The sequence below is a fragment of the Burkholderia sp. E168m22 genome (assembly GCF_001319805.1).
Taxonomy (GTDB): domain Bacteria; phylum Pseudomonadota; class Gammaproteobacteria; order Burkholderiales; family Burkholderiaceae; genus Burkholderia; species Burkholderia orbicola.
On record NZ_BBSK01000020.1, the window covers coordinates 108,871 to 124,872 of the forward strand.

Sequence of the window (16,002 nt, forward strand, 5' to 3'; positions counted from 1 at the left end):
GCCTGCCCGGCCTCGAACAAAACTACTGTGCATCGCGCACGAAATGGATCCGCGGATTGTGCCGTGTCCGGCCTCTCATTGCGCGGTGACGGTTTCCTCTAAGCGATCGGCGTGATTGCTGACCTTTTCGAGCCGGTCGAGCGCGTCGCGCGTCGGCAATCCTTCCGAATCGCCGATCACCTGGATCGCGAGCGCACCGATCCGGTTGCCGCGTGCGACCGCCTGCTCGACGCTGCGCCCTTCGAGCAGTGCGCTGACCACGCCGACCGCGAAGCCGTCGCCGGCGCCGACCGTATCGACGACCTTGTCGACGCGCTCGCCGGCGACCGTGCCTTCGCGGCCGTCGGCCGTGCGGAAATACGCGCCCTGCTCGCCGAGCTTGATCACGACGCCGCGCGCGCCCTGCGCGAGATAGAAGCCCGCGATGTCGGCCGGCCTGTCGTGCCCGGTGAGTTGCCGCCCTTCGGCGAGACCCGGCAGCACCCAGTCGGCGAGCGTCGCGAGCGCATTCAGCGTCTTCGCCATCACGTCGGCGGACGGCCACAGCGTCGGGCGCAGGTTCGGGTCGAACGAGATCGTCTTGCCGGCCGCACGCATCTCGCGCGCGAGCCGGAATGCGAGTTCGCACGACGTCGCCGAGATCGCCGGCGCGACGCCCGTCAGGTGCAGGTGGCGCGCGCCGAGCACGTAGTCGGCCACGTAGTCGTCGCACGACAGGTGGCTCGCCGCCGAACCCTTGCGGAAATATTCGACGGTCGGGTCGCTGCCGTCGTCGTTGCGCGACTTCAGCTGGAAACCGGTCGGGTAGCGCGGGTCGACGGTCACGCACGACGCGTCGATGCCCTCGCGCGCCAGCGTGTCGAGCACGTAGCGCCCGAACGAATCGCGGCCGACCCGGCTCATCCAGCCGACCCGGAAACCGAGCCGCGACAGGCCGATCGCGACATTCAGGTCGGCGCCGGCGATCCGCTTCGCGAATTGCCCGGCGTGCGCGAGGTGGCCGGGCTCCGTCGCGACGAACATCGCCATCGCTTCGCCGTAGGTCACGACATCGAGTGCTGCTTTCATGACTGAACTCCTCAGAATCCTGCTGCGGTCACGTGGTCACGCGGTCGCGAGCCATGCGACCCGCCGGCAGGCGTCGCCCGCCAGGTCGGCCGCGTCGAACGGGAACTCGATGCCGCGCGGCGCGTGCTGCGGCAGCGCCGCGAGCACACCGGTCACGAGCGGATCGTTCGGCGCCGGCGCGACGGCGAAACGACGCGCGCCCTCGCCTTCGATGGTCTTGCAATGAATGTATTCCACGTGCGGCGCGAGCACCTGCGCGCAGTCGAGCGGCGCTTCGCCGCGCCACTGCCAGTTGCCGATGTCGAACGTCATGCCGAGCGCATCGGGCAGGCCGGCATCGGCGAGCGCGTCGAACAGCCCGCGGAACTGCACGAACGCGCCGCCGATCTCGGGCTGGCCGTTTTCGACCACCACGCGAGCCCGCGCCCCGCGCGACAGCGCGACGATCTCGGCCGCATGCGCGTCGCCGGCAAAGCCGCCGAGCTGGAATTTCACGAAGCGCGCGCCGAGTGCGTCGGCTTGCGCGAGTGCGTCGCGCAAGGCGTCGACGTCGAGCGCACCCGTTTGGGTATACAGCGAGTCGGGGGTCGAATAGACCGACCACAGTCCGTGGCCGGCGATCTGCGCGCCGAGCGCGGCCAGCGCGCCGGGCGCCGTATCGTCGTCCGACGCGAACAGTTCGCGCCGCACCTCGAAACCGGCCGCGCCGGATGCCGCCACGGTCGCGATGAATGCACTGTGGCCCTCCTGGCGCACCCGATCCATCCCGAATGCGCTCGCCACGATCACGATGTCTGCCATGTTGCCCTTTTTCACCGGAATGGAACCGGTTCCATTTGCTTGAGACGGATGGTGCGCTCCACTTCGGACCCACGCCATAGAGGAAATCCCTAAGGCCCGGTTGTCCCGTGAATACGCGTCCGCCAGCGCGCAACGCGCGTTCCCGGCACGGTGTTGGCGCCTATGCGAGGTCCTGCGCGAGACTCATTTCGAGGAATTGCGCGGCGACCCGCGACGGCGCGCCGCCATGCGGCACGAGGATCGAGAAATGCCGCGTGAGCGGCGCGGGCGCCAGCGAGCGCGGCACGAGTGCCGCATCCTCGTGACGCAGCGACATCGCGGACACGAACCCGACGCCCATCCCCGCGCGCACGGCCTCCTTCACCGCCTCGACCCCCGCGATCTCGAACGCGACACGCATCGGCGCGCCGCCATGCGCGAACGCGCGCTCGACGAGCTGCCGCACCGCGGAGCCCGCCTCGCGCAGCACGAGCGGATGCGCGGCCAGCGCGTCGAGCGTCACGCCCGCGTCGTAGCCGGGCGCCGCGAGCGGATGGCCGGCCGGCACGATCGCGACGATCTCGTCCTCGTGCCACGCGTGCACGGCCGTGCCAGGCGGCAGCGCCTCGCCGGGCGGCCCTTCGATCAGCGCGATGTCGAGCGACGGCAGCGCCGCGACCACGTCGGCCGTATTGCCGCTCATCGTCTGGATCGACACGCGCGGCGCGTGCGGCTGGAACGCCGCGATCAGGTACGGCAGCAGGTAGCTCGCGGGCGTCGTGCTCGCGCCGATGCGCAGCGTGCCGGCTTCCAGCCCGCGCACCGCGTCGCGAAACGCACGCGCCTGCGCGAACGTGTCGCGCTGCGCCTTCGCGTATTGCGCGAGCTGTTCGCCGACCGGCGTCAGGCGGATGCCGCGGCCGTCGCGCTGGTACAGCGGCTCGCCGAACTCGTCCTGCAGCAGCCGCAACTGGCCCGACACGGCCGGCTGCGACAGATGCAGCGCCACGGCGGCGCGGCTGATGTTCAGATGCTCGGCGACGGCGGCGAACGTTATCAGTTGATCCGGGGTCATGGGGATGAATTATCGGCTTTCCGGATAGCTTACGTCACAAATCACAATTTTTCATATCGATATAACGAAATTAGGATTACACCATCGCCACACGCTCCATCACGGTGCTCCATGTCCACTGCTCCGACTCCCCCTCTCAGCCACGCCGCGCCGTCGATGCGCGGCCAGTTGAACGGCGTGCTGTTCGTCGCGCTGTTCGCCGCCGCCGTCACGAGCCTGTCCGAGCTTCCCGCGATCGCGGGGCTCGGCCTGTCGCCGCTGATCGTCGGCATCGTCGCCGGCGCGCTGTACGGCAACGCGCTGCGCGACGGCATGCCGGCCAGCTGGGCGGCCGGCGTCAATTTCTCCGCGCGCAAGCTGCTGCGCATCGCGGTCGCGTTCTTCGGCTTGCGCGTGAGCCTGCAGGAAATCGCGCAGGTCGGGCTGCCAGGCCTCGCGGTGTCGGTACTGATCGTCGTCAGCACGCTCGCGATCGGCACCTGGGTCGGCATGAAGCTGATGAAGCTCGACCGCGACGCCGCGCTGCTGACCGCCGCCGGCAGCGCGATCTGCGGCGCGGCCGCGGTGCTCGCGTTCGAGTCGACGCTGCAGTCGAAGCCGCACCAGAGCGCGATGGCGGTGGGTAGCGTCGTGCTGTTCGGCACGCTGTCGATGTTCCTGTATCCGCTCGCCTACCACGCTGGGCTGCTGAACCTCGATCCGGCCGGCCTCGGCCTGTTCTTCGGCGGCACGATCCACGAAGTCGCGCAGGTGGTCGGCGCGGCGAGCGACATCAGCCCGGAGGTCGTGCACGTCGCGACGATCGTGAAGATGACGCGCGTGATGCTGCTGGTGCCCGTGCTGCTCGCGCTCGGCTGGTGGCTCGCCCGTTCGTCCCGTTCCGCGCGCGCGGCTCACGACACGGCCGGCGGCACGCAACGCCAGCGCAAGGTGGCGGTGCCCTGGTTCGCGCTCGGCTTCCTCGGCTTCGTGATCGTCAATTCGCTGAACGTATTGCCCGCGGACGTCACGCATACGCTGAACGTGCTCGACACCTTCGCGCTGACGATGGCCATGACCGCACTCGGCATCGAGACGCGCGTCGCGCAGATCCGCGCGGCCGGCCCGCGTGCGCTGATGACCGGCCTGATCCTGAACGTGTGGCTGATCGCCGGCGGCTACGGGATCACCTGGGCCGTGCAGCACTGGCTTGGCTGAGCCGCACGTCCGCGACGGTTCGCGCGCCGCGCCCGACGGGAAGCCCCACGAGGCGGTCCCGCGGGCGCGGCGCAGTGCTATGCTTCGCGTCGTTTTCCATCGCCCCCTTTCAGCCGTGCTCTCGTTCCTGCTGAAGCTGCGCACTCGCGCCCGAACGCTGTTCCGCCTGTCGGACGCCCATACGATGCTGATCTGGTCGGCCATCGTCGGCGTCGGCGGCGCCTTTGCGACGATGGCGTTTCGCGAAGGCATCGACCTGATGCAGCGGTTGATCTCGGGGCACAGCGGCAGCTTCGTGCAGATGGCGAAGAGCCTGCCGTGGTACCTGCGGTTCTGGATGCCGGCCGCGGGCGGCTTCCTCGCCGGCTGCGTGCTGCTGCTCGCGACGCGCGGCGACAAGGAGGCCGCCAAGACCGACTACATGGAGTCGGTCGCGCTCGGCAACGGCGTCGTGCCGGTACGGCAGAGCCTGTGGCGCAGCGTGTCGTCGCTGCTGACGATCGGCAGCGGCGGCTCGATCGGCCGCGAAGGCCCGATGGTGCAGCTCGCGGCGCTCGCCGCGTCGCTCGTCGGCCGCTTCGCGCACTTCGACCCGCCGCGCCTGCGCCTGCTGGTCGCGTGCGGGGCGGCGGCCGGCATCACGTCCGCGTACAACGCGCCGATCGCCGGCGCCTTTTTCGTGTCGGAAATCGTGCTCGGCACGATCGCGATGGAGAGCTTCGGGCCGATGGTCGTCGCGTCGGTCGTCGCGAACATCGTGATGCGCGAATTCGCCGGCTACCGGCCGCCGTACGAGATGCCGGTGTTTCCGGCCGTGACGGGCGCCGAGGTGCTGCCGTTCGTCGTGCTCGGCGCGCTGTGCGGCGTGCTCGCGCCGCAGTTCCTGCACCTGCTCGACGCGTCGAAGACGCAGTTCAAGCGGCTGCCGGTGCCGTTGCCCGTGCGGCTCGCGCTCGGCGGCCTCGTCGTCGGCGTGATCTCGGTGTGGATTCCGGACGTGTGGGGCAACGGCTACAGCGTCGTGAACCACATCCTCCATGCGCCGTGGACCTGGCAGGCGCTCGTCGCGGTACTGGTGTTCAAGGTGATCGCGACCGCCGCGACCGCCGGCTCGGGCGCGATCGGCGGCGTATTCACGCCGACGCTGTTCGTCGGCGCCGTGTTCGGCTCGCTGTTCGGGCTCGCGATGGACGCGCTGTGGCCCGGCCATACGTCCGCGTATTTCGCGTACGCGATCGTCGGGATGGGCGCGTTCATGGCGGGCGCCACGCAGGCGCCGCTGATGGCGATCCTGATGATCTTCGAGATGACGCTGAGCTATCAGGTCGTGCTGCCGCTGCTGGTATCGTGCGTGTTCGCGTATTTCGTCGCGCGCGCGACGGGCACGACGTCGATGTACGAAATCACGCAGCACCACTACCAGGATGCGCAGGAGCGGCAGCGGCTGCGCACCACGCAGATGCGCGAGCTGATCCAGCCCGCGCAGACGGTCGTGCCGCTCACCGCGAGCGTCGCCGACATGACGCGCGTGTTTCTCGAATATCCGGTGAAGTATCTGTACGTGACCGACGACGCCGGGCGCTTTCGCGGCGCGGTCGCGTTGAAGGACATCACGTCCGATTTGCTCGACAAGCGCGACACGACCGACAAGACGGCCGCGCACTACGCGCACACGCCGTTTCCGCTGCTCACGCCCGACATGCCGCTCGCGACCGCGCTCCAGCGCTTCATGGCGTTCCAGGGCGAACGCCTGCCGGTGATCGAGAGCGAAGCCGAGCCGACGCTCGCGGGCGTGGTCTACAAGACGTCGCTGCTCGACGCGTACCGGCGGATGACCGGCGAACGCTGACGCGCGTCGCCGCACCACTCGCACCGCCCGCGCCGGTCAGTCCGGCGCACGCCCCAGCACGACCCGCGCGAAAAAGCCGCCGAGCACCGACTCGGCCACGTCGGCCGACACGTGCTGCGGATCGGCCGTGTAGTACGACTGCACGCCGTCGCACAGGCACATCAGCCCGAACGCGAGCGTATCGGCCGGCAGCAGCAGCGGCGTGCCCGAGCGCTCGGCGAAGCGCTGGATGAATTCGGCCATCTGCACGCGCTTGCCGTGCAGGAACTGGTTGAAGCGCACGCGGAACTTCGCGTCGCGCGCCGCCTGCAGCTTCGCCTCGCCCCACAGCAGCGAGTACTCGTCGTCGCGAAACAGCGTCCGGTAGTACGCGAGCGACATCGATTCCATCTGCTCGCGCGTGCCGCCCCCTTCGAAAATCGCGACGAAGTCGGCCTGCACCTCCTCGTGGTTGCGCTCCAGCAATTCCAGCAACAGGTCGGACTTGCTGCGGAAATTCGAGTAGAACGCGCCGCGCGTGTAGCCAGCGGCCGCCGCGATGTCCTCGACGCTCGCGGCCACATACCCTTTCTTCAGAAAAATGCGATGCGCGGCTTTCAGCAGACGTTCGCGCGTCTGGTCCCTGCTCTGCTCGCGAGTTAAGCGCTGTGGTTTCATGCCGCGCAGTCTAGCATCCCTTCCCTTTCAGATTCATCTTTGCATTCAGATACAGGCGTGTATTAGAATTCGCCACAGTTTCTGAAGATGTCGTTCATCTTTCCGTGTGCGCCGCTGCCGGCGCCGCTTGGGGCAAGCGCCCGCCGCGCTTGCCGGCTTCGTTCCGCTCCACCTCACCTGGGGGTTTCGTGAATCGCTCCGGTTCCCGCGCCGCGCTGCTGATCGGCGCCGCGCTCGTCCTTGCCGCCTGTCATCCGAAAGAATCCGCACCGCCCGCCCCGCGCCCCGTCGTCGCGCTGCCCGCGCGGGCCGACACCGCCGCGGCCGCGCGCACGCTGCCCGGCGACATCCAGCCGCGCTATGCGACGCCGCTGTCGTTCCGCATCGCCGGCAAGATCATCGAGCGCAAGGTTCGGCTCGGCGACACGGTGAAAGTCGGCCAGGTCGTCGCGCTCCTCGATCCGTCCGACGTCGAGAAGAACGCCGCGAGTGCGCAGGCGCAATTCGATGCCGCGTCGCACAGCCTCGCGTTCGCGAAGCAACAGCTCGATCGCGATCGTGCGCAGGCCCGCGAAAACCTGATCGCGACCGCGCAGCTCGAACAGACGCAGAACAGCTACACGTCGGCGCTCGCGCAGCGCGACCAGGCGCAGCAGCAGCTCGCGCTCGCGAAGAATCAGCTCCGCTACGCGACGCTCGTCGCCGATCATGCGGGCACCATCACCGCCGAACAGGCCGATACCGGCCAGAACGTGTCGGCCGGCCAGCCGGTCTACCAGCTCGCGTGGTCGGGCGACGTCGACGTGATCAGCGACGTGCCCGAGGCCGCGCTCGCGTCGCTCGCGCCGGGCCATGCGGCCACCGTCACGCTGCCGTCGCTGCCGGGCCGCCAGTTCGCCGCGAAGGTGCGCGAAATCGCGCCGGCCGCCGATCCGCAAAGCCGCACCTACCGCGTGAAGCTCACGCTCGGCACGCCCGATCCGGCGATCCGGCTCGGCATGACCGCGGACGTCGCGTTCGACGGCGCGCCGGCCGCCGGCGACGCGCAGCCGATCACGCTGCCCGCGACCGCGCTGTTCCACGACGGCCCGCATCCGGCCGTGTGGATCGTGCGCACCAAGGACGACACGCTCGAGTTGCGCCGCGTCGACGTCGCGCGCTTCAACGAGCGCACCGTCACCGTGTCGCACGGGCTGCAGCCGGGCGAGCGCGTCGTGCTGCAGGGCGTGCATACGGTCAGCGCGGGCGAGAAGGTGCGCGCGATCGCGCCGCTGCACCCGGAGGACTTCGCATCGTGAGCGTCTCCCACGAAGAAGGCCGCTTCAACCTGTCCGCGTGGGCGCTGCGCCATCAGGCGCTGGTCGTCTACCTGATCGCGCTCGCGACGCTCGCGGGCATCCTCGCCTATACGCGGCTCGCGCAATCCGAAGACCCGCCGTTCACGTTCCGCGTGATGGTGATCCGCACCTTCTGGCCCGGCGCGAGCGCGCGACAGGTGCAGGAACAGGTGACCGACCGGATCGGCCGCAAGCTGCAGGAAACGCCGGCCATCGACTTCCTGCGCAGCTATTCGCGCCCCGGCGAATCGCTGATCTTCTTCACGATGAAGGATTCGGCGCCCGTGAAGGACGTGCCCGAAACCTGGTACCAGATCCGCAAGAAAGTGGGCGACATCGGCTATACGCTGCCGCCCGGCGTGCAGGGCCCGTTCTTCAACGACGAATTCGGCGACGTCTACACCAACATCTGGACGCTCGAGGGCGACGGCTTCACGCCCGCGCAACTGCACGACTACGCGGACCAGTTGCGCACCGTGCTGCTGCGCGTGCCGGGCGTCGGCAAGGTCGACTATTTCGGCGACCCCGACCAGCGGATCTTCATCGAGGTCAACAACGCGCAGCTCACGCGCCTCGGCATCTCGCCGCAGCAGCTCGGCCAGGCGATCAACGCGCAGAACGGCATCTCGTCGACCGGCGTGCTGACGACCGCCGACGATCGCGTGTTCGTGCGGCCGAGCGGCCAGTTCGACAACGTCGATGCGATCGCCAATACGCTGATCCGCATCAACGGCCGCACCTTCCGGCTCGGCGATCTCGCCACCGTGAAACGCGGCTACGACGACCCTCAAGTCACGCAGATGCGAACCAACGGCCATGCCGTGCTCGGCATCGGCGTGACGATGCAGCCGGGCGGCGACGTGATCCGGCTCGGCAAGGCGCTCGACGCCGAATCGAAGGACCTGCAGGCGCAACTGCCGGCCGGCCTCAAGCTGACGCTGGTGTCGAGCATGCCGCACGCGGTCTCGCATTCGGTCGACGACTTCCTCGAAGCCGTCGCCGAGGCGGTGGCGATCGTGCTGGTCGTGAGCCTCGTGTCGCTGGGGCTGCGCACCGGGATGGTCGTCGTGATCTCGATTCCGGTAGTGCTCGCGGTCACCGCGCTGTTCATGTACCTGTTCGACATCGGGCTGCACAAGGTGTCGCTCGGCACGCTCGTGCTCGCGCTCGGGCTGCTCGTCGACGACGCGATCATCGCGGTCGAGATGATGGCCGTGAAGCTCGAACAGGGCTACACCCGCGCGCGCGCCGCCGCGTTCGCGTACACCAGCACCGCGTTCCCGATGCTGACGGGCACGCTCGTCACGGTGTCAGGCTTCCTCCCGATCGCGCTCGCGAAATCGAGCACCGGCGAATACACGCGCTCGATCTTCGAAGTGTCGGCGATCGCGCTGATCGCGTCGTGGTTCGCGGCCGTCGTGCTGATCCCGCTGCTGGGCTTCCACCTGCTGCCCGAGCGCAAGCGGCACGCGCACGAGGCACACCTGCCCGACGATCACGAGCACGACATCTACGACACGCGCTTCTACCGGCGGCTGCGCGGCTGGATCGACTGGTGCATCGAGCGGCGCTTCGTCGTGCTGCTGATCACCGGCGCCCTGTTCGTCGTCGCGATGATGGGCTTCTCGCTGGTGCCGCAGCAGTTCTTCCCGAGCTCCGACCGGCCCGAGCTGCTGGTCGACCTGCGGCTGCCCGAAGGCGCGTCGTTCGCGGCGACGCTGCGCGAGACCGAGCGTCTCGAGAAAGTGATCGCCAAGCGTCCCGAGATCGACCATGCGGTGAACTTCGTCGGCAGCGGCGCGCCGCGCTTCTACCTGCCGCTCGACCAGCAATTGCAACTGCCGAACTTCGCGCAGTTCGTGATCACCGCGAAATCGGTCGAGGATCGCGAGAAGCTCGCGACCTGGCTCGAAACCACGCTGCGCGACACGTTCCCGGCCGTGCGCTGGCGCCTGTCGCGGCTCGAGAACGGCCCGCCGGTCGGCTATCCGGTGCAGTTCCGCGTGAGCGGCGACAGCATCGCGACGGTCCGCTCGATCGCCGAGAAGGTCGCGGCGACGATGCGCGGCGATGCGCGCACGGTCAACGTGCAGTTCGACTGGGACGAGCCGGCCGAGCGCTCGGTGCGCTTCGAGCTCGACCAGAAGAAGGCGCGCGAGCTGAACGTCACGTCGCAGGACGTGTCGAGCTTCCTCGCGATGACGCTGTCCGGCACGACCGTCACGCAGTATCGCGAGCGCGACAAGCTGATCGCCGTCGACCTGCGCGCGCCGCGCGCCGACCGCGTCGATCCGGCCAAGCTCGCGGGCCTCGCGCTGCCGACGCCGAACGGCCCCGTGCCGCTCGGCTCGCTCGGCCGCTTCACGCCGACGCTCGAATACGGCGTCGTGTGGGAGCGCGACCGCCAGCCGACCATCACCGTGCAGTCGGACGTGCGCGCCGGCGCCCAGGGCATCGACGTCACGCATGCGGTCGACGCGAAGCTGAATGCGCTGCGCGCGCAGTTGCCGGTCGGCTATCAGATCAACATCGGCGGCTCGGTCGAGGAAAGCGCGAAGGCGCAGAAGTCGATCAACGCGCAGATGCCGCTGATGGCGATCGCCGTGTTCACGCTGCTGATGATCCAGCTCCAGAGCTTCTCGCGCGTGCTGATGGTCGTGCTGACCGCGCCGCTCGGGCTGATCGGCGTGGTCGCGACGCTGCTGCTGTTCGGCCAGCCGTTCGGTTTCGTCGCGATGCTCGGCGTGATCGCGATGTTCGGGATCATCATGCGCAACTCGGTGATCCTGGTCGACCAGATCGAGCAGGACATCACGGCCGGCCACGGCCGTGTCGACGCGATCATCGGCGCGACCGTGCGGCGCTTCCGCCCAATCACGCTGACGGCCGCGGCCGCGGTGCTCGCGCTGATCCCGCTGCTGCGCTCGAACTTCTTCGGGCCGATGGCGACCGCGCTGATGGGCGGCATCACGAGCGCGACCGTGCTGACGCTGTTCTACCTGCCCGCGCTGTACGCGACGTGGTTCCGCGTGAAGCGCGACGAACGCGACCCGCAGGACGGCCCGCCGCCAGGCGGCACGCCTGCCGCGCCGTCGGGAGCCTGACCATGGATCGATCGATGACCCTGAAAACGAAAGCCGTGCGGGCGCTCACGGTGGTGAGCATCGCCGGCCCGCTCGCGGGCTGCGCGTGGTTCGCACCGAGCGGCGAGCCGCCCGCGATGCCGTCGCCCGCGCACTACGGCGCCGCGCCGCAAGTCGAGCAGACCGTGTCCGCACAAGGCGTCGCGCAGCAGTTCGAGGTCGGTGCGCAGCCGGTGCCGGACTGGTGGAAGCAGTACCGGTCCGACGCGCTGAACGCGCTCGTCGACGAAGGGCTGCGCAACAGCCCGACGCTGAGCGCGGCGTCGCATTCGCTGGATGCCGCGCGCGAACAGTTGCGCGGTCAGATCGGCAGCTCGATGCTGCCGTCGATCGACGCAGGCGGCCAGGCCACGCGCCAGCGCGCGCTCGGCGTGCCGATTCCCGCGCTCGGCGCGCCGACGCTGCTGTACGACACGTTCGTCGGGCAACTGCAGGCGAGCTACACGGTCGACCTGTTCGGCGTGTCGCGCTTCGCGAACCGCGCGCTCGCGAAACGCGTCGACGTCAGCGCGTTCCAGCTCGAATCCGCGCGGCGCGCGCTGGCCGCGAACATCGTCACCGCATCGATCACCGTGTCGGTGCTCAATGCACAGATCGACACGACCGAGCGGCTCGTCGCGCTCGCGAACGACCAGGCGCACGACGCGGAGCGCCGTCATGCGCTCGGCTCGGCCTCGCGCAGCGACGCGCTGAATGCCCGGCAAAGCGCCGACACGTTCGCCGCGAGCCTGCCCGCGCTGCGCCAGCAGCGCGACTCGGCCCGCCATGCGCTGGCGGTGCTGGTCGGCCGCACGCCAGACCGGCCGCCGGCCGATCTCGCGCTCACCGATCTGCACCTGCCCGAGCAGGTGCCCGTCGTCGTGCCGTCGGACCTGCTGCAAAGCCGCCCGGACATCCAGGCCGCCGACGCGGGGCTGAAGGCCGCCGCCGCCGAAGTGGGCCTCGCGACCGCGCAGATGTTTCCGCAACTGTCGCTGTCGGCGGCGATGGGCAAAGGCGGCTTCAGCTGGCCGGCGATGCTGTCGGGCGCCGGCGCGATCTGGAACGTCGGCGCGTCGCTGAGCCAGCCGATCTTCCATGGCGGCGCGCTGCTCGCCCAGCGCCGCGCGGCGAAGGCGACCTACGAGGCCGCGGTCGACCAGTACAAGCAGGCGGTGCTCGGCGCGTTCCAGAACGTCGCCGATTCGCTTGCGGCGCTCGAGCACGACGCGGAGGCGCTCGATGCGTCGTCGCGCGCCGCGCTGTCCGCACGGGGCGCATACGACGACGCGGCCGCCCGCGTGCGGCTCGGTGCGCTGCCGCCGTCGGCGGCGCGCGCGAGCGAGCTGCAGTACCGCAATGCGCGGCTCGACGAGATTCGCGCGACCGGCGCACGGTTCGCGGATACCGCGCGGCTTTACCAGGCAATGGGGACGCCGCCGGCCGACGGCGGCGACAAGTCGGGTAAAACCGGCCACGCGGCCGGCGACGGCACGGCTGGCATGGCCGGCACGCAGGCACGCGCCGCCGCGCCCACCGCCGTCCCTTCGGCGCAATAAGCACCCCCTTCGATCGGATGCGCGTGCGGATTCCCGCCACGCGCGTCCGATCGCCGCTCTTTCGCTTGACCCTCACGTAGCGTAACGTTCGAGACTCCAGTGTGCGCACCGAACGGAGGAACGAATGCGGCTGAAAGTGGGAGACCTGGCGAAACGCAGCGGACTGACCGTCCGCACGCTTCATCACTATCACGCAATCGGTTTGCTGACGCCTTCGGCGCGCGCCGACAACGGCTACCGGCTGTACGACCGCGACGACATTGCCCGGCTCCACCAGATCCAGGCCCTGCGTCGCTTCGGACTGTCGCTCGCCGAAATCGGCGACTACCTGAACCAGCCCGGTACCCCGCTCGTCGATCTCGTCGCCAGGCAGATCGCGTCGCTCGACCGCCAGCTCGCGCAAACCGCGCAACTGCGCGAGCGACTCGCGAGCCTGCATGCGCAGCTCGCGGCGGGCACCGAGCCGGAACTGGCCGATTGGCTCACCACACTGGAGTTGATGACCGTGTACGACAAATATTTTTCCGAGGAAGAACTCGCTCGCCTGCCGATGTACCAGAAGAGCCAGGCCGGCGACGCGGAATGGATCGCGCTCGTTGCCGAAGTGCGCGCGCTGCACGAGGCGGGCGTGCCCGCCGAGGACGAGCGCGTCCGTGCGCTCGCCGCGCGCTGGATGGCGCAACTGGTGCGTGACACGAACAACGATCCGCGCCTGCTCGCGAAGCTGAACCTGATGCACGAGCACGAACCGTCGATGCAGTCGAAGATCGGCATTTCGACCGCGTTGCGCGACTATGTGCTGCGCGCTTCGGCGGAAACGAAGATGCGGCTCTTCGAGAAGTATCTGGCGCCGGACGAGATCCGCTTCATGCGGGCGCACTACGGCGAACGCTCGATGGAATGGCCGCAACTGATGGCCGACGTACGCGACGCGATCGATGCGGGCGCGCAGCCCGATTCGCCGCAAGGCCGCGCGCTCGCGCAGCGCTGGTTCGAGCTGTTCTGCAGCTACGCGGGCCACGATCCGGCCACGCACGCGAAATTCCGCCACGCGCTGATGAACGAGCCGGCGCTGACGAAGGATTCGTGGACCGACGACACGCTGCTCGGTTTCGTGCGCGCAGCGATGGCGCAGCTGGCGCCGGTGCGTTGATCGCATGACGGGCGGGCGGCACGCGGGTTGCCCGTGTGCCGCCCGTTTCACCATGGGCAGCCGGTATCGCGCGCACGACGGCCCGGCGCCCGCCTAGTCGTTGCGCACGCTGATCTCTCGCCAGCGCTTCGTCATGTAGCGCAGAAACGCGGGCTGCGCCTTCAGGTCCGCGTTCGGCACGGGCGCCGCGCCGCCGTCGACGAACTTGCCGTTGACCGTGACGGTTTCCTCGCCGCGCAGCACGTATTTCGCGCCCCTGTCGATCAGGAAGTACTTGACCTGATCGGCGCTCACGTCTCCCCGGCAACCAATCTTGTACGCGAACAGGAACTGCTTGCGGCCGTTGCCGAGCAGGTCGCGCATTTCGATCGACTTCGGCACGACATCGAGAATCACGTCGACCGGGCAATCCTTCACGTAGTCGCGCACCGTCCAGTCGAGGTGGCCGTCGAGCGTCGCGGACACCTTGAGCTCGACGTCGTCGCCGGACGCGGTTCTGGCGAGCGTCACCGCGTGTGCGCCGGCCGCATCGGTCCACGTGTAGTCGGCGGCGTGCGCCGGGCTGGCCAGCGCTGCGATTGCGAGCCACAGGCAACGCGAAAGGGCATGTCTTTTCATCGGCGATGGAGAGAGCGGTGAAATCGAACGCGCCATTATCGACAAAGCCGCGTGCCGCCGCCAGCCGCGCGCGACCTGCCCGTTCAGCGCTCGCGCGAGCCGAGGCCGAGCGCCTTCATCCGCCGGTAGAGCGTCCGCTCGCTCAATCCGAGTTGTTCGGCCAGCGCCTTGCGCGTGCCGTCGAACGTGCGCGCGATACGGACCAGCTCGGCATCCGACACGCCGCGCGCATCCGCCGCCTGCGCGCGCGGCGCCGCCGCTGCCGCGACGAGTTCGGCCGGCAGATGCTCGACGCGGATCGTCCCGTCGTCCGCGAACAGGCACGCGCGTTCGAGCACGTTGCGCAACTCGCGGATGTTGCCGGGCCACGCATAGGCGTCGAGGCACGCCCGCGCGCGCTCGGTCAGCGTGAATGGCCGCGCATTCGCGTCGCCGGCGTTGCCGCGTGCGTTCGCGATCCGCCGCAGGATCGATTCGGCCAGCAGCGCGACGTCGCCCTGCCGTTCGCGCAGCGCCGGCAGCGGGATCGGAAACGCGTTGATCCGGTAGTAGAGATCCTGCCGGAACCGGCCGTCGTCGATCATCTCGCGCAGCGGCTTGTGGGTGGCCGCGACCAGCCGGAAATCCGCACGCAGCGCCTCGACGCCGCCCACGCGCCGGAACGTGCCCGATTCGATCAGCCGCAGCAGCTTCACCTGCATCGGCAGCGGCACGTCGCCGATCTCGTCGAGAAACAGCGTGCCGCCCTGCGCGGTTTCGACGAGGCCCGGCTTGCGCTGGTTCGCGCCCGTGAACGCGCCCTTCTCGTAGCCGAACAGTTCGCTCTCGAACAGCGTCTCGGCGATCCCCGAGCAATCGACGACGACGAACGGCCCCATCGCGCGGTCGCTCGCCTCGTGCAGCGCGCGGGCGAACAACTCCTTGCCGGTGCCCGATTCGCCGAGCAGCAGCACCGGCAGCGTCGACGGCGCCACGCGCTGCAACGCGCCGAGCGCCACGTTGAACGCATCGGAGCCGCCGACGAGCCCTTCCGCGCTCGGCTGCGCGGACGCGCTGCGCACCGTCGTCAGCCGCTCGACATACGCGATCACATTGCCGTGTGCATCGAAGATCGGCCGCAGCTCGACGTCGACATGCTCGGGGCCGCGCGGCGTGTGATGGATGTGCAGCACGCGGTTCAGCCCGCGCGACTCGAGCGCCTGCTTCATCGGGCAGTGCTCACCCGCCTGGTCGCACGGCACGTCGTAGTGATGCGACACCTGGAAACAGTGCCGGCCCACGTGCTCGACGCCGGCCACACCGAACTGACGCCGGTACGCATCGTTCGCCGCGAGGATGCGGTAGTCGGGGTCGACCACGATCATCGGCTGCGGGTCCTGCTCCAGATACGCGACGAGCGCGTGGACGTCCGGCATCGCGTCGCGGCGCGGAACAGGGACGATCGGAATGGTGTCGTGCGGATTCATGCGGCGGCTCGCTCGGCGAAGGGGCGCCCGGACGGACTGCCAGGCTGGCTGCCAATTCTGCCACGACACTGCCAGTTGTGGCAGTCCCCGTCTGCCGCCGGATGTCGCCACCACCTTCTCG

At 69.2% G+C, this 16,002-nt stretch carries 12 protein-coding genes; 6 read left to right on the forward strand and 6 right to left on the reverse strand.

All coding sequences use genetic code 11. From position 1 onward, the window contains the following. Positions 1 to 75: 75 nt before the first annotated feature. From AP428_RS06250 to AP428_RS06260, 3 genes are all read right to left on the reverse strand, one after another. Entirely contained in the window at positions 76 to 1,068 is a 993-nt protein-coding gene (locus AP428_RS06250; RefSeq protein WP_011549754.1) for a sugar kinase, read from the reverse strand. Between the two features lie 36 nt (positions 1,069 to 1,104). After that, the gene (locus tag AP428_RS06255) at positions 1,105 to 1,869 is read right to left on the reverse strand and encodes a TIM barrel protein (protein WP_041489552.1); all 765 of its coding nucleotides are present in this window, start codon (positions 1,867 to 1,869) and stop codon (positions 1,105 to 1,107) included. A 160-nt stretch (positions 1,870 to 2,029) separates the two neighbouring features. Beyond that, positions 2,030 to 2,923, reverse strand: coding sequence for a LysR family transcriptional regulator (locus AP428_RS06260; RefSeq protein ID WP_027806089.1), 894 nt, complete (start codon positions 2,921 to 2,923; stop codon positions 2,030 to 2,032). A 111-nt stretch (positions 2,924 to 3,034) separates the two neighbouring features. Between AP428_RS06260 and AP428_RS06265 the strand changes: the two genes are divergently transcribed. Then, positions 3,035 to 4,120 carry a YeiH family protein gene (locus tag AP428_RS06265; protein WP_027814158.1) on the forward strand — a complete coding sequence of 362 codons (1,086 nt, stop codon included), beginning with the start codon at positions 3,035 to 3,037 and terminating at the stop codon, positions 4,118 to 4,120. 115 nt (positions 4,121 to 4,235) lie between these two features. Further along, positions 4,236 to 5,969, forward strand: coding sequence for a ClcB-like voltage-gated chloride channel protein (locus AP428_RS06270; RefSeq protein WP_034174115.1), 1,734 nt, complete (start codon positions 4,236 to 4,238; stop codon positions 5,967 to 5,969). Between the two features lie 36 nt (positions 5,970 to 6,005). On the opposite strand, the gene AP428_RS06275 is transcribed toward AP428_RS06270, so the two are convergent. Then, on the reverse strand, positions 6,006 to 6,626 hold the full coding sequence (locus tag AP428_RS06275) for a TetR/AcrR family transcriptional regulator (protein ID WP_006475958.1): 621 nt from the start codon (positions 6,624 to 6,626) through the stop codon (positions 6,006 to 6,008). A 188-nt stretch (positions 6,627 to 6,814) separates the two neighbouring features. On the opposite strand from AP428_RS06275, the gene AP428_RS06280 reads away from it, so the two are divergent. The 4 genes from AP428_RS06280 (at position 6,815) to AP428_RS06295 (ending at position 13,797) form a co-directional block, all read left to right on the forward strand. After that, complete coding sequence (locus tag AP428_RS06280) at positions 6,815 to 7,924, forward strand: efflux RND transporter periplasmic adaptor subunit (protein WP_054927861.1); 1,110 nt, start codon at positions 6,815 to 6,817, stop codon at positions 7,922 to 7,924. Beyond that, the gene (locus AP428_RS06285; protein WP_054927862.1) at positions 7,921 to 11,067 is read left to right on the forward strand and encodes an efflux RND transporter permease subunit; all 3,147 of its coding nucleotides are present in this window, start codon (positions 7,921 to 7,923) and stop codon (positions 11,065 to 11,067) included. Before AP428_RS06280 ends, AP428_RS06285 begins: the two co-directional genes overlap by 4 nt. 2 nt (positions 11,068 to 11,069) lie before the next feature. Further along, complete coding sequence (locus AP428_RS06290) at positions 11,070 to 12,644, forward strand: efflux transporter outer membrane subunit (RefSeq protein WP_054927863.1); 1,575 nt, start codon at positions 11,070 to 11,072, stop codon at positions 12,642 to 12,644. A 124-nt stretch (positions 12,645 to 12,768) separates the two neighbouring features. After that, entirely contained in the window at positions 12,769 to 13,797 is a 1,029-nt protein-coding gene (locus AP428_RS06295; RefSeq protein ID WP_054927864.1) for a MerR family transcriptional regulator, read from the forward strand. Positions 13,798 to 13,890: 93 nt separating this feature from the next. On the opposite strand, the gene AP428_RS06300 is transcribed toward AP428_RS06295, so the two are convergent. Continuing rightward, complete coding sequence (locus tag AP428_RS06300) at positions 13,891 to 14,415, reverse strand: M949_RS01915 family surface polysaccharide biosynthesis protein (protein WP_054927865.1); 525 nt, start codon at positions 14,413 to 14,415, stop codon at positions 13,891 to 13,893. An 83-nt stretch (positions 14,416 to 14,498) separates the two neighbouring features. Beyond that, on the reverse strand, positions 14,499 to 15,881 hold the full coding sequence (locus tag AP428_RS06305; protein ID WP_054927866.1) for a sigma-54-dependent Fis family transcriptional regulator: 1,383 nt from the start codon (positions 15,879 to 15,881) through the stop codon (positions 14,499 to 14,501). Positions 15,882 to 16,002: the final 121 nt, after the last annotated feature.